13 protein-coding genes are annotated in these 14,045 nt (G+C 70.5%); 5 read left to right on the top strand and 8 right to left on the bottom strand.

The genetic code is table 11. The features are described from left to right. Window positions 1-16: 16 nt before the first annotated feature. From rapZ to ACBY01_RS00790, 4 genes are read right to left on the bottom strand one after another with little or no spacing between them, the layout of a single operon-like run. Window positions 17-940, bottom strand: coding sequence for an RNase adapter RapZ (gene rapZ, locus ACBY01_RS00775; RefSeq protein WP_416458833.1), 924 nt, complete (start codon window positions 938-940; stop codon window positions 17-19). Further along, entirely contained in the window at window positions 937-1,365 is a 429-nt protein-coding gene (locus ACBY01_RS00780; RefSeq protein WP_416458834.1) for an HPr kinase/phosphorylase, read from the bottom strand. Before ACBY01_RS00780 ends, rapZ begins: the two co-directional genes overlap by 4 nt. Continuing rightward, complete coding sequence (locus ACBY01_RS00785; RefSeq protein WP_416458835.1) at window positions 1,362-2,933, bottom strand: sensor histidine kinase; 1,572 nt, start codon at window positions 2,931-2,933, stop codon at window positions 1,362-1,364. The genes ACBY01_RS00780 and ACBY01_RS00785 overlap by 4 nt, the downstream gene beginning before the upstream one ends. Further along, complete coding sequence (locus ACBY01_RS00790) at window positions 2,902-3,609, bottom strand: response regulator (protein ID WP_416458836.1); 708 nt, start codon at window positions 3,607-3,609, stop codon at window positions 2,902-2,904. The genes ACBY01_RS00785 and ACBY01_RS00790 overlap by 32 nt, the downstream gene beginning before the upstream one ends. A gap of 145 nt (window positions 3,610-3,754) precedes the next feature. On the opposite strand from ACBY01_RS00790, the gene ACBY01_RS00795 reads away from it, so the two are divergent. Then, the gene (locus tag ACBY01_RS00795) at window positions 3,755-4,882 is read left to right on the top strand and encodes a mechanosensitive ion channel family protein (protein ID WP_416458837.1); all 1,128 of its coding nucleotides are present in this window, start codon (window positions 3,755-3,757) and stop codon (window positions 4,880-4,882) included. Here ACBY01_RS00795 and ACBY01_RS00800 read toward each other — a convergent pair. Continuing rightward, a complete protein-coding gene (locus ACBY01_RS00800) occupies window positions 4,860-6,677 on the bottom strand; it encodes a DUF885 domain-containing protein (RefSeq protein WP_416458838.1) in 1,818 nt (605 codons plus the stop codon). The genes ACBY01_RS00795 and ACBY01_RS00800 overlap by 23 nt on opposite strands. A gap of 79 nt (window positions 6,678-6,756) precedes the next feature. Here ACBY01_RS00800 and ACBY01_RS00805 point away from each other — a divergent pair, with 79 nt between their 5' ends. From ACBY01_RS00805 to ACBY01_RS00820, 4 genes are all read left to right on the top strand, one after another. After that, entirely contained in the window at window positions 6,757-7,536 is a 780-nt protein-coding gene (locus tag ACBY01_RS00805; RefSeq protein ID WP_416458839.1) for a hypothetical protein, read from the top strand. A 65-nt stretch (window positions 7,537-7,601) separates the two neighbouring features. Continuing rightward, window positions 7,602-9,059 (top strand): IMP dehydrogenase, encoded by a 1,458-nt coding sequence (gene guaB / locus ACBY01_RS00810; protein ID WP_416458840.1) that lies wholly within the window; start codon window positions 7,602-7,604, stop codon window positions 9,057-9,059. A 21-nt stretch (window positions 9,060-9,080) separates the two neighbouring features. Beyond that, window positions 9,081-10,262, top strand: coding sequence for an RsmB/NOP family class I SAM-dependent RNA methyltransferase (locus ACBY01_RS00815; RefSeq protein ID WP_416458841.1), 1,182 nt, complete (start codon window positions 9,081-9,083; stop codon window positions 10,260-10,262). Between the two features lie 34 nt (window positions 10,263-10,296). After that, window positions 10,297-10,818, top strand: a complete 522-nt coding sequence (locus ACBY01_RS00820; RefSeq protein WP_416458842.1) for a tetratricopeptide repeat protein — start codon at window positions 10,297-10,299, stop codon at window positions 10,816-10,818. Here ACBY01_RS00820 and rsmA read toward each other — a convergent pair. Genes rsmA through ACBY01_RS00835 form a run of 3 tightly spaced genes read right to left on the bottom strand, consistent with a single transcriptional unit; the run spans window position 10,815 to window position 14,044 of the window. Beyond that, window positions 10,815-11,642 (bottom strand): 16S rRNA (adenine(1518)-N(6)/adenine(1519)-N(6))-dimethyltransferase RsmA, encoded by an 828-nt coding sequence (rsmA, locus tag ACBY01_RS00825; protein WP_416458843.1) that lies wholly within the window; start codon window positions 11,640-11,642, stop codon window positions 10,815-10,817. The two genes, ACBY01_RS00820 and rsmA, sit on opposite strands and share 4 nt — an antisense overlap. A gap of 6 nt (window positions 11,643-11,648) precedes the next feature. Further along, the gene (gene pdxA / locus ACBY01_RS00830; protein WP_416458949.1) at window positions 11,649-12,644 is read right to left on the bottom strand and encodes a 4-hydroxythreonine-4-phosphate dehydrogenase PdxA; all 996 of its coding nucleotides are present in this window, start codon (window positions 12,642-12,644) and stop codon (window positions 11,649-11,651) included. A 38-nt stretch (window positions 12,645-12,682) separates the two neighbouring features. Next, window positions 12,683-14,044 carry a peptidylprolyl isomerase gene (locus ACBY01_RS00835; RefSeq protein WP_416458844.1) on the bottom strand — a complete coding sequence of 454 codons (1,362 nt, stop codon included), beginning with the start codon at window positions 14,042-14,044 and terminating at the stop codon, window positions 12,683-12,685. Between the last annotated feature and the right edge of the window lies 1 nt (window position 14,045).

Consider the following 14,045-nt stretch of genomic DNA (forward strand, 5'->3'; position numbering starts at 1 on the left):
CTCGCCCCCGAGCGAATCATGGTGCCTGCGGTGCATCCTCCAGCGCGTTCTGCGGGAAGCTCCCCAGATCGCGATGGGTCACCGTAGGCGAAAATCCTGCGTCGCGTAACCATGCCGCCATCCGCTCCGCGACATGGACCGAACGGTGTCGCCCCCCGGTACACCCGAACGCGACAGTAACATAGGCTTTTCCAACCGCGCCGTAGCGGGGCACCAGCGTGCCCAGCAGCGTCTCGATCGCCGCCATCGCTTCGGGATAGGCGGGATCGGCGGCGACATAGGCGGAAACGTCCGCGTCGCGGCCGGTGCCGGGGCGCAGTTCGGGCACCCAGTGGGGGTTGCGCAGGAAGCGCATGTCGAGGACGAGGTCGGCGTTGCGCGGTACCCCGCGCGCAAAGCCGAAGGACAGCACCGACAGCGTCGGGCCGCTCTGTCCGGGAACGTCGTAGGTCGCGCGGATCTGCTGGGCGAGGTCGTTCGCCGAAAGCCGCGTGGTGTCGATCAGCTGGCTGGCCCAGCGCCGCAGCGGCGCGAGCAGCTCGCGTTCGCGCGCGATGCCGTCGCTCGCCGGCCGGTCCGCGGCGAGCGGGTGTCGCCGCCGCGTCTCGGCATAGCGGCGTTCGAGTTCGACGCCGGCACAATCGAGGAACAAGGTGCCCACGTCGCGGTCGCGCTCTTCACTGAGCAGCTTGATGCGCCCCACGATCTGCTCGGCGTCGAAGCCGCGCGTACCCGGGCCGATGCCGAGCGCGAGCGGGCGGCTGCCGTCGCGATGGGTGAGCGGCTGTTCGGTGGCGAGCAGGCGGTTGAGCAGGAGCAGCGGCAGGTTGTCGACCACCTCCCAGCCGAGATCCTCGAGCGTCTTGAGCACGGTCGACTTGCCGGCGCCGGACATGCCGGTGACGAGCAGGATTCGCTGCGGGTCGGCGGCATGGATCATGCCGCCAGCGCCCGCAGCGCAAGCTCGACCTTGATCGGCGCCGACGGCTCCAGCGCGGGCAGCGCGACCACCGGCAGTTCCAGACCGGCGATGCGGCGTCGCTCCGGCCGCTCGGGCAGGCGTTCGGGCGTGGGCTCGATCCGGACCAGCATCGCGACGGGAACCTCGTTTCGGTAGGGAAGGGAGACGATGCCGATGCCGCGGACCTCGATCCGACCCGCGATGCGATCGGGCGCGCGGCCGACTAGCCGGCCGCCCTGCGCGGTCAGCACGGTATAGTCGTCCGCGACGAGCTCGGCGCCACGATCGACCAGCCGCAACGTCAGGTCGGATTTTCCGGCACCCGAGTCGCCCTCGATCAGCACGCCTCGCCCGCCGATCGCGACGCAGCAGGCATGGAGCGTTTCGGAAGAAGGCTCGCTCACGCCGCCACCTGCGGCAGGCGGACGACGAAGCGTGCGCCGCTCAGGCGATCTTCCCGTGATTCGACGTCAATCATGCCCGCATGTCCTTCGACAATGGTCCGCGCGATGGCAAGGCCCAGCCCCGAATGGGTGCCGAACGCCTCGCCCGCGGGCCGCACCGAATGGAAGCGGCGGAAGATCGCGTCGCGCGCCTCCTCCGGCACGCCCGGCCCCTCGTCCTCGACGCGGACGACGATCCAGCCGTCCTCGGCGACCGCGGAGACGCCGACCAGCGCGTCGTCGGGCGAGAAGGACACGGCGTTGTCGATCAGGTTCTCGAACACGCGTTCCAGCCGCGCGCCCTCGCCGGAGACGAGCAGCGGGCCGTCGCTCAGCCGGTCGAAGCGGATGCGGATGTTGCGCGTCGGCGTGCGCGCGTCGCGCAGTCCGACCAAAGCGTCGAGCAGCGCCGCCACGTCGATCGGTTCGAACTTGGCGCGACTGAGCTGGGCGTCGAGCCGCGAGGCGTCGGAAATGTCGCCGATCAGACGGTCGAGCCGATGGACGTCGTCGCGCATGATCGCGAACAGCTGGGCCTGCAGTTCCGGGTCCTTGACGTGATCCAGGCTCTCCATCGCCGACCGCAGCGAGGCGAGCGGGTTCTTGAGCTCGTGGGTGACGTCGGCGGCGAACGCCTCGGTCGCGTCGATCCGCGCGCGCAGGGCGCCGCTCATGTCGGAGAGCGAGCGCGCGAGCATGCCGATCTCGTCGCGGCGATCCGGAAGCCGCGGCACCACCACCTCGCGCGCGCGACCGAGCCGGACGCGAACCGCAGCGCGCGCGAGCAGGCGCAGCGGCTGGACGATGGTGCGGGCGAGGAACAGCGAGAGGAGGATCGAGACGAGTGCGACCACCAGCAGCACGACGCTCAGCCGGAAGCGCTCGGCGCGCACGGTCTGGACGATTCCGCGCGCGTCGATGGTCGAATGGAGCGTGGTGTCGGCGGTGAGCGGCGCCGCGGCGGTGATGATCGGGGTCCGGTCCGGCGCACGCCACACGCTGGAGACGGCGAGGCCGCTGGTGATCGCGCTGCGCGTCTCGGGCCATTTCAGTCCCTCGGCATTGCCGCGCTCGCGGTAGAGCGGCGCGCGCGGTGTCCCCACCACCGTATCGATCAGCGCGTCGAGCCACCGTGCGGCGTCCTGCTGCCACGGGTCCTTGTCGGGATCGCGCAGGCGGAAGTTCTCGACGCCCGCGGCGCGGCTGTCGAAGCGTTCCACCCCTGCACGGTCGTAGACGCGCAGCCGCGCACCCTGCGCCCGCGCCATGCGCAACAGCAGCGGCGTGCGTGCCGCCGGCACCACCGCGCGCAGCGCCTCGCCCGTCAGCGCGATCTCGCGCTCCGCCTGCGTCACGCGCTCGTCGAGGATGCGCGCGCGGAACGTGTCGAGATAGAAGAAGCCGCCCGCGACCAGCGCCACGGCGAAGATGTTGACGAACAGGATGCGCGGGGTGAGCGAGACGCGGCCCGACCAGCGCGGGCTCAGCGCCGCCTCGTCACTCCTCCGAGAAGCGGTAGCCGGCGCCATAGAGCGTCTCGATCGCATCGAACTCCTTGTCGACCTGCCGGAACTTGCGGCGGATGCGTTTGATGTGGCTGTCGATCGTGCGGTCGTCGACGTAGATGTCGTCCTGATAGGCCGCGTCCATCAGCTGGTTGCGCGTCTTCACGATGCCGGGCCGCTGCGCCAGCGTCTCGAGGATCAGGAACTCGGTGACGGTGAGCGTCACCAGACCGCCGGCCCAGGTGACCCGATGCCGGGCCGGGTCCATCGCCAGCCGGCCGCGTTCCAGCACCGGCTGCGGCGCTTCCGCCTCGTTTTCCGCAGTCGGCGACACCGCTTCGGCGCGGCGCAGGATGGCGCGGATGCGGGCGATCAGGAGCCGCTGGGAGAACGGCTTGGCGATATAGTCGTCGGCGCCCATCGCCAGGCCGAGCGCCTCGTCGAGTTCGTCGTCCTTCGAGGTGAGGAAGATCACCGGCACCTGGCTCTTCTCGCGCAGCCGGCGCAGCAGCTCTAGGCCGTCCATCTTCGGCATCTTGATGTCGAGCACCGCCAGGTCGGGTGGGTTGTCGACCAGCGCCTTCAACGCCGCCTCACCGTCCGAATAGACGCGCGTCGCGAAACCGTCGGCCTGAAGCGCGATCGATACCGAGGTCAGGATGTTGCGGTCGTCGTCGACGAGCGCGATGGTCGCCGTCATCGCCGGACCCTTCGTTCCGCTGCCATCCCCTGGCGGTATCGCAAAGAGCGGGGCGGCTCAACCGTGCGCAGTGAGAGGCTTGCGTTCGGCGGATCGTGCATCTGTGTCGTTGCATGGACGGAACGACTCCGTCGAAACCTCTGTTATGGACAGCATGTCCGATTTCGAACGTAGGGTCGCCGCGATGGTGCGCGACGTCCCCGATCCTTTCCTCGACCTCGCCGTCGTCGCAACGGCGGTGCTGGCCGCGCTGGTGCTCCACTTGGTGGCGTTCCGGCTGCTGCGCCGGTTCGCCGCACGGACGCCGGGTACCGCCGACGACGTGTTCGTCGAGCATGGCCGCCGACCGGCACGCTGGATCACCGTCGCGGTGGCGCTGGCGTTCGTTCGCCGCGGGATCGACCTCTCCGAGCGTGCCGACGGACTGTGGACCCAGTTCGCCGGCTTCCTCATCCCCGCGCTGCTCGGCTGGTTCGCGATCGCGATGATCCGCGCGAGCGGCCGGGCGGTGGAGATCGGCGCCGACATCAGCGTCGCCGACAATCTCCGTGCCCGCAGGCGGCGGACGCGCAGCGCCATTCTGGGGCGCATCTCCATCCTCGGCGTCGGCTTCCTCACCATCTGCCTGATGCTGCTGAGCATCCCCAGCGTGCGGTCGATCGGCGTAACGCTGATGGCGTCGGCGGGGCTTGCCGGCCTGGCGGTCGGCGCTGCGGCGCAACCGGCGCTCAAGAACATCATCGCCGGCGTGCAGATGGCGTTCACCGAGCCGATCCGCATCGACGACGTGGTGATCGTCGAGGGCGAATGGGGCCGGATCGAGGAGATCCGCCTGACCTATGTGGTGGTCGCGATCTGGGACGAACGGCGGCTGGTGGTACCGGTGTCGAAGTTCCTGGAGGACAGCTTCCAGAACTGGACGCGCAACTCCAGCCAACTGCTCGGCTCCGCCTTCTTCTGGCTCGATCCCACCGCCGACATCCTGCGGCTCCGCACGAAGTTCGAGGAGATCGTGCGCGCCAATCCGAAGTGGGACGGGCGTGCCTGGGCGCTGCAGGTGACGGATACCAAGCCGGACGCGATCGAGGTGCGCGTGCTCGCCACCGCGGCCAACGCCGGCCTGACCTTCGACCTGCGCTGCGACATCCGCGAGGCGATGCTCGCCTACATCCGCGAGGCGATGCCCGACGCCCTGCCGCGGCGCCGGCTGGAATGGCGCGACGCCGCGGGCGGGGACGAGGCGCCCGAACTCAGCCCTTCGCCTTCGCGATGAAGGCGTCGACGTTGCGCTCCAGCACCGTCATCGGGACGCCGCCACCGGTCACCACCGCGTCGTTGAACCCGCGGAAGTCGTAGCCGTCGCCAAGCGCGGTCTGCGCCTTGGTGCGCAGCCGGTTGATCTCCGAATGGCCGACCTTGTAGCCGCACGCCTGGCCCGGCCACGAACAGTAGCGGTCGACCTCGCCGCTGACTTCCTCCACCGTCGAGCCGTTGGTGGTCGCGAACCACTGGATCGCCTGCTCGCGCGTCCAGCGCTTGGCGTGGAGGCCGCTGTCGACCACCAGGCGGCACGCGCGGAACGCGATCGACTGGAGATAGCCGAGCCGCCCGACGGGATCGTTCTCGTACACGCCGAGCTCGTCGCCGAGCTGCTCGCCATACAGCGCCCAGCCTTCCGAGAAGGCGTTGAAGCCGAGCATCGAGCGGATGAGCGGCAGGCGAAAGGTATATTCGCCCTGCCAGATGTGGCCGGGGATCGCCTCGTGATAGGCGAGCGTCGGCAGCGCGTAGCGCGGCCAGATTTCGGTGGTGCGCAGGTTGATCCACAGCTTGCCCGGGACGCTGCCGTCGATGGAGCCGGGACCGCCATAGGCGCCCGGGGCACCGGCTTCCTCGACCAGCGGAATGCGGCGCACCTCGGCGCGGCCCGGAACGAGCGTGTGGAACGCGCGCGGCATGCGCGACCGCATGTCGTTGATCCGATCGGTGAGCAGCGCGACGATCTGCTCGCGACCCGTGTCGTCGTCCGGGAAGAGGAAGCGCGGGTCCTTGCCCAGCGCCGTCATCCGCTCGCCGACGGTGCCATTGGTATAGCCCAGCGGCTTCAGGATCGTGTCCATCTCCGCTTGGAGCCGCGCGAGCTCGTCGCGGCCCATCGCATGGACCTCGTCGGGGCTCATCCGGGTGGTGGTGGAGGCGCGCAGCGCCCAGGCGTAATAGGCATCGCCCTGCGGCAGCTTCCAGACGCCGGCCTCGCCGGTTGCCTTCGCACGCTGTTCCTTGAGCGCCGCTTCCTGCCGCAGCAGGGCGGGGCGGACCTTCTGGTCGAGGATGCGGGCGACCTGCCGGGCATCGCTGCCGGGGATCTTTGCGGTGCGGGTGGCGTAGCTCTTGTACACGTCCCAGTCGGTGACCTCGCCGCTGTGGCTCTGGCCGATCTGGGTGAGCGTCTTGTCGAGCAGGAAGTCGGGCGGGATCACGCCCATCGCTGTCGCGGCGCGCAGCCGCTCGGTCTCGCCGTCCAGCTGCGCGGGATAGGCTTCGAGCCGGGCGACGAACGCGTCGGCGTCGGCGCGGGTCTCGATCTTGTGGTCGCTGTCGAGGAAGCGGGGCGTATCGAGATAGGCGCCGACGTTCTGCACCACGACATACGGCGTGTTGCGCCACCCGCCGACCGCGACGTCGCCGTAGGGCAGCGCCAAGCCGTCGAGCGCGGTTTCAAAGGCGGTGCGCACCACGTCGACGTCAGTCCGCGTCGCCGGCGACAGCGACGCAGTGTCGAGAGCCCGCAGCTTGGCGACATGCTCGGTGAGGTGGCGGCGGATCCGTGCCTGGCCGGCGGGCGAGCGATCGGTCAGCCGCGCCTTCAGCGCCGCGCGCTTCCCCGTGTCGATGCCGAGCGACGAGGCGCTTTCGGGCATGTCGGCGAGCAGCGACTCCGCGATCTGGTTCAGCAGCGCTTCGGCGGCGGCGTCCTTGCCCTGCGCGGCGCGGGCGGCGGCGGGAAGCGCCTGGATCGCGGCGGCGGCGGCGCCGGCAGCCAGGAGTTCGCGGCGGGTGACGGTCATCGGGGCTCCTCGGGGAAGAAGCGCGGGCGGCGGGGCCGTCCGGCTTGGAATCGTGGCGCTTTGCTAGCATGGCAGGCGCATGAGGAAAGCCATTCTGTTCGGCGAGCATTCGACCCAGGCGCCGGCGATCGCCCGCTACATCGACCGCGATCGCTTTGACCCGAGCTTCGCCGAGCTCAGCGGACCGGACATGATGCGCTTCGACCTGGTGGTACCGCTCAGCGTGCCGCAGATCGAGGCGGCGCGGGGCGCCAACGCCGCCGGCCGCCGCCGCGCGGTGCTGCCGCGGCCGGAGCTGGTGGCGCTGTGCGATGACAAGCTCGCGTGCAACCAGTGGCTGATCGCCAACGGCTTTGCCGATCACGTCCCCGCGCTGCTCGGGCCCGAGCCCGATCGCTTTCCCTATATCCGCAAGGCGCGGCACGGAGACTTCGGAGCGGGGTGCGCGATGGTGCGCGATGCCGCGGCCGCCGCCGCGCTGGGGCCGATCGATGCCGGCTCCTTCCACCAGCGCGCGGTGCCGGGGGCGGACGAATATGTCCTCCACCTGCTGCGTATCGACGGCGCGATCCGGTTCACGCTCTGCTACCGCTACGACATGGGCACGTCGCTGGCGGTGCGCGGCAGCGGCGAGCCGGCGCGCAGCACCACCCCGGCCGAACCGGGCGTTGCGCTGCCGCTGTGCACCGCGATCCTGGAGGCAATGGGCTACGAGGGTACCTGCTGCTTCAACTACAAGCTGGAGGACGGGCAGCCCCAGCTGCTCGAGATCAACCCGCGCTTCGGCGGATCGCTGGTCGGGGAGGTCAGCGCCTATGTGCAGGCGCATCTCGACGCGATGGAACCAATCGCCCCCTAGCGCGTCGGCGGCACCTTGGTTACATGGGCCGCCAACCTTCGACTCCCGCAGGATCTGGCGCCCTCATGGACATCCCTCTCGGTCTCACCTTCGACGACGTTCTCCTGTACCCGGCGGAATCCGACGTTCTGCCCAGCCAGGCGGACACGCGAACGCAGGTGACCCGCGGCCTCGCCCTCAACATCCCCGTGCTTTCCTCGGCGATGGACACGGTGACCGAGGCCGACATGGCGATCGTCATGGCGCAGCTCGGCGGCATCGGCGTGCTCCACCGCAACCTCGACATCGAGCAGCAGGTCGCCGCCGTGCGCGCGGTCAAGCGGTTCGAGTCGGGCATGGTGGTCAACCCGATCACGATCGTGGCGAACGCACCGCTGTCGGAGGCGCAGGCGCTGATGGAGCGCCATCGCATCAGCGGCATTCCCGTCACCGACGCCGCGGGCAAGCTTGTCGGCATCCTCACGCATCGCGACGTCCGCTTCGCCGAGAACCCGGCGCAGCCGGTCGCCGAGCTGATGACGCGCGAGAACCTGGCGACGGTGCCCGCCGGCGTCAGCCAGGAGGACGCGCGCCGGCTGCTCCACCAGCGCCGCATCGAGAAGCTGCTGGTGGTCGACGACGCCTATCGCTGCGTCGGCCTCATCACCGTCAAGGACATCGAGAAGGCGGTGACCTACCCGTCGGCGACCAAAGACGCCGCCGGCCGGCTGTGCGTCGCCGCCGCGACCACCGTCGGCGACAAGGGGTACGAGCGTACCGCCGCGCTGGTCGACGCCGAGTGCGACCTGATCGTCATCGACACCGCGCACGGCCACAATCGTGAAGTCGCACGCGCCGTCGAGCGGGTGAAGAAGCTCTCCAACTCGGTCCAGGTGATCGCCGGCAACGTCGCCACCGCCGAGGCGACCCGCGCGCTGATCGACGCGGGCGCCGACGGCATCAAGGTCGGCATCGGCCCGGGCTCGATCTGCACCACCCGCGTCGTCGCCGGCATCGGCGTGCCGCAGCTCACCGCGGTGATGGAGTCGGCCGCCGAGGCCAAGAAGTCGGGCGTGCCGGTGATCGCCGACGGCGGCATCCGCACCTCGGGCGACGTCGCCAAGGCGCTCGCCGCCGGCGCGTCGGCAGTGATGATCGGCTCGCTGCTCGCGGGCACCGAGGAAGCGCCGGGCGAGACCTTTCTCTACCAGGGCCGCGCCTACAAATCGTATCGCGGCATGGGATCGGTCGGCGCGATGGCGAAGGGGTCGGCCGACCGCTATTTCCAGCAGGACATCAAGGATCAGCTCAAGCTCGTTCCCGAGGGGATCGAGGGGCAGGTGCCGTACAAGGGTCCGGCGCGCGATGTGATCCACCAGCTGGTCGGCGGCGTGAAGGCGGCGATGGGCTATACCGGATCGCGCACGCTGCCCGAGCTGCGCGAGCGCGCCCGCTTCGTCCGCATCACCGGCGCGGGCCTGCGCGAAAGCCACGTCCACGACGTGACGATCACGCGCGAGGCGCCCAATTATCCGACGCGCTGACCGCACGGGCGGACCACGGCCATGACCCCGGCGGCACGCGCGCAGGCGGCGATCGAACTGCTCGACCAAGTGATCGAGGCCGCACGCAGCGGCGGCGCGGCGGCGGACACGATCGCCCAGCGCTTCTTCGCGGCGCGGCGCTATGCCGGGTCGAAGGACCGGCGGGCGATCCGCGCGCTGGCGTACGATGCGATCCGCAGCTTCGGCGAGCGGCCGGCGAACGGCCGCGCGGCGCTGGTCGGGCTCGCGCGGAGCCGGCCCGAACTGGCGGAGACGTTCGACGGATCGCCCTACGGACCTGCCCCGGTGGACCCGGCCGAACCGGCCGCCGAAGCGGGCCTCGCGCCGCGCTGGCTGATGGACGCGCTCGCTGCCTCCGGGCTCGGTGGGGACGAAGTCGCAGCGCTGCTCGACCGCGCGCCCGTCGACGTGCGCGTCAACCGGCTCAAGGCCGATCGCGCGAGCGTGCAGGCGGAGATCGGCGGCGAGTCGCTCGGCTTCGCGTTGGACGCGTTGCGGCTCGGTACCGATGCGCCGGTCGAGCCGCTTGCCGCCTGGCGAGAGGGTCGGATCGAGGTTCAGGACGCCGGCAGCCAGCTGGTCAGCAGCATTGCCGGCGCCGAAGCGGACATGCTCGTAGTCGACCTGTGCGCGGGCGGCGGCGGCAAGACGCTGTCGCTCGCCGCGGCGATGGACAATCGTGGCCGCATCGTCGCGAGCGACACCGATCGCGGACGGCTGTCGCGGCTGCCCGAGCGCGCCCACCGCGCCGGGGTGACGATCGCCGAGACCCGGCTGCTCGACCCCAATCGCGAGCCCGAAGGTCTCTCCGGTCTGGCGGGGCAGGCGGACCTCGTGCTGGTTGATGCGCCCTGCTCGGCGACCGGCACGTGGCGCCGCAACCCCGAGGCGCGCTGGCGGCTGAGCCCCGAGCGGCTCGACCGGTTCGCGGCGGTACAGGCGCGGCTGCTCGACGTCGCGGCGGCGCTGGTACGGCCTGGCGGCAGCCTCACCTACGTCGTCTGCTCGCTGCTGGACGCCGAGGGCGCCGATCAGATCGCGGGCTTCCGCGCGCGGCATTCCGACTGGGCGGTGCTGCCGATCGTGGCGGCGGCGGGACGTGCCCACGGCGGCGGGCTGCGGCTGACGCCGGCGCACGACGGCACCGACGGCTTTTTTGTCGCACGCCTCGTGCGGCCGTGATAGCCGTGCGGCTGTGACGCTTACGGAGAAGATCATGCGCCTCACCACCCTGACGGCGGCGGCCGCACTGGCGCTTGTCAGCATCTCCACGTCGCTGAGCGGTCAGCGTCCCGACGACCAGATCAACCCGCGCTCGGTCGACCTCGTCCAGCAGGGGGAGGCGGCACGCGCCGCCGGGCAGCTCGATCGCGCGATTGGCCTGATCGAAACCGCGCTCACCGTCGATCCGCGCAACCGTCAGGGCTTCATCGCGCTGGCCGAGATCGCCCGCGCGCGGGGCCTGCCGGGCCAGTCGATCCGCCTCTATCGCGAGGCGCTGGCGCTGGAGCCGACCGACCTGCGCGCGCTGCGCGGGCAGGGCGAGGCGCTGGTGTCGAAGGGAGCGGTGACCCGGGCGCAGGAGAACCTCGCCAAGATCCGCAAGCTGTGCCGCACCCAGTGCACCGACGCCACCGCACTCGCCGCCGCGATCGCCAAGGGCCCGCCGGTCACCGCTACCGCGCAGCAGTCGGTCACCCCGGCGCAGCCGACGACGCCGACCCCCGCCAAGCCCTAAGCGCGCGCCGCGTCCAACGCGCGCGCCATCGCGACGAACTCGGCGACGCGGACCGTCTCGGCCCGCCGGGTCGGGTCGATGCCGACCGCTTCCGCAGCGTCCAACGCGCCGGCGACCGGCTTCAGGCTCTGGCGCAGCATCTTGCGACGTTGGCCGAAGGCGGCAGCGGTGAGACGTTCGAGCGTTGCGAGCTTCACTCCCTCGGGCATCGCCGCCGGGATGATATGCACGACGGCCGACATCACCTTGGGTGGCGGCGTGAAGGCGGAGCGGTGGACCGGCATCGCGATCCGCGCCGCCGAACGCCACTGCGCCAGCACCGCGAGCCGACCATAGGCGTCGTCCTTGGCTTCGGCGACGATCCGGTCGGCGACTTCCTTCTGGAACATCAGCGTCAGGCTCTGCCACCACGGCTCCCAGCCGGCCGAAAGCCAGCCGATCAGCAGCGCGGTGCCGACGTTGTAGGGCAGGTTGGAGGCGATGTGCGGCCGCCCCTCGAACAGCGCGGGCGCGTCGATCTCCAGCGCATCGCCCTCGATCAGCCGCAGCTGACCGGGATAGGCGGCGGACAGTTCTTCAAGTGCGGGGATGCAGCGATGGTCGCGCTCGATCGCGGTGACGCGCGCGCCGGCTGCGAGCAATGCACGGGTGAGCCCGCCCGGCCCGGGTCCAACCTCGAGCACCTCCTGGCCGGCAAGGTCACCCGGCACCCGCGCGATCCGCGCGAGCAGCTGGCCGTCGAACAGGAAGTTCTGGCCGAGTGCCTTGCTCGCGCTCAGTCCGTGGCGGCGGATGACCTCCCGGAGCGGGGGCAGCGGATCCATCGCGGCTTAGTGGAAAGCGCTGGTGCGACGCGTGGCCGCGGCGTTCGCCGCCATGCGGATCGCGGCGATCATCGCGCCGGGTTCGGCCTCGTTCCGTCCGGCGATGCCGAAGGCGGTACCGTGATCGGGCGAGGTGCGCACGATCGGCAGGCCCAGCGTCATGTTGACGCCCTCGTCAAAGTGCAGCGTCTTGATCGGGATGAGCGCCTGATCGTGGTAGAGGCAGAGCGCGACGTCGTAGAGCGCGCGCGCGCGTGGATGGAACATCGTGTCCGCCGCGAACGGCCCGACCGCGTCGATGCCCTCTTCCTTCAGCAGTTCGATCGCGGGGATCAGGCAGTCGATTTCCTCGCTGCCGATCGCCCCCGCCTCGCCGGCGTGGGGGTTGAACCCGGCGAATGCCAGTCGCGGCGCGGCGATGCCGAAGTTGCGCTGCAGCCCGCGCGCGGTGGCGCGCGCCTTTGCGACGATCAGCTCGACGCTCATCGTCTCGGCGACGTTGCGCAGAGGGATGTGGGTGGTGATCGGCACCACACGCAGCGTCGGCCCTGCGAGCATCATCACCGCATTCTCGCGCGCGACGCCGCAGCGCTCGGCGACGAACTCGGTCTGGCCCGGATAGGTGAAGCCGATGTCGTAGAGCTGCTTCTTGGAAACCGGCCCCGTCACCACAGCACCGGCCGCCCCGGACCGCGCGAGCCCGGCGGCCAGTTCGAGCGACTGGAGCGCGCAATGCGCGCCATCGACGTCGGGCTCGCCCGGAGTGATCGTGCCGGCAGCGCCGGCGGAAATCACCGGCAGCCCGTGTTCGAACGCGGCGGGCGCTTCATGGGGATCGCCGATCGTCCGGATCGGCCCGTCCCAGACGCGCGACACGGCCTGCGGATCGCCGACCGCGAAGAAGGGTGACAGCATGTGCGGCGCGCGCGCGGCCCATGCCTTGGCGATGATTTCCGGTCCGATCCCCGCCGGGTCGCCCATCGAGACGGCCAGCGGCGGGATGTCGGGCGTCCGCTGGCCCGGAGGCGTGGCGCTGGCGATCAGCGATACTCCACGATCGCATCGCGGCGCAGGTCGCGCAGCATGCGCTGGGCGCGCAGGTTGACGCGCTCCTGCTCGACCTGCTGCTGCACCGCCTCGGCGGAGGGCAGGCTGGCGACGCGGCTGTCGTCGCGGCCGCACAGCACCAGCACGCGCACGCCCTCGGAGGGGCTGCCGAACGGCTGCGTCGCCTCGCCGACCTGAAGCTTGAGCATCAGCTCCTGCAGCGCGGGCGGCAGGTCGCGGATGCGCACCGAATCATTGTCGACCACCTCGACGCCCAGGTCACTCGCCACCTTGGACACCTCGCCGCAACCGCGGATCTTGCCCGTCGCCTCGGCGAACTGCGCGGCGAGCTTGGTCGCCTGCGCCTGGCTCGTGCCGGCCGGGAAGGTCTTGGTGAGCTGGCGCAGGCTGAGCCGCGCGTCGCGCGGGTCGGCCATCAGCACCTGGCGCTTGTCGGCCAGGAACAGGATCGAATAGCCGCCGGGCGTCTGGATCGGTCCGGCGATCTGGCCGACCTGCATCTCCTGCGCGGCCTGCGCGAGCGGCGCGGGCAGGGTGGGCAGGCGGATCCAGCCGAGATCGCCCTGCACCGCGCGGGTCGACGCTTCGGAGAAGTTGCTGGCGAAGTACTCGAACGGAGCGCCCTTGCGGATCTGCTCGATGATCTTGCGGCTCGCGTCGACGACCTCGGCGTCCCGGTCGGGAGTTGCGGAGAGATAGATCTCCTTGAGGTGGTATTCCTCGGTGCCCTTCGCGGCTTCAAGCCGGTCGAGGATCGCCTGCACCTCTTCCTCGCCGACGTTGATGAACGGCTCGACACTGTTGCGCAGCAGGCGGCTCCAGGCGAGCTCGCCCTCGATCTGGCGCTTCATCGACTTCTCGGACGCGCCGACCTGGCGCAGATAGTCGCGCATCTGTTCCGGCGTGCGCTTGAAGTTGCGCGACACGCGCGCGAAGCCCTGGTCGATCTCGCTCGGCGTGACGGTGATGTCCTTCGCCTTGGCTTCCTGGATCTGCAGCGTCTCGTCGATCAGCTGGCGCACGATCTGGAGGCGCAGCTGGTCGCGGTCCTCGTCGTTCAGCTTGATGCCGTTGAGTGCGACCACCAGCGCCATACGCTGGTCGACGTCGGTTCCGGTGAGCACCGTGTTGTTGACGATCGCCGTCGCCTTGCGGATGTTGGGATCCTGCTTTCCGAAGATCGTCGGGTTCTGCGGCAGGTTGAGGTTGGCCGCGGGGCTCGCCTGCTCGTCCGGCACGGTCTGCGCCGACAGCGAGGCGGTGGCCACACCGGCGAGCAGCAGCAGCGCGGCGGCGTTGCGGACCCGGCGCCCGTTCACGAAATTCTTGATCACC

This window comes from Sphingomonas mangrovi (genome assembly GCF_047975845.1).
GTDB lineage: Bacteria > Pseudomonadota > Alphaproteobacteria > Sphingomonadales > Sphingomonadaceae > Sphingomonas.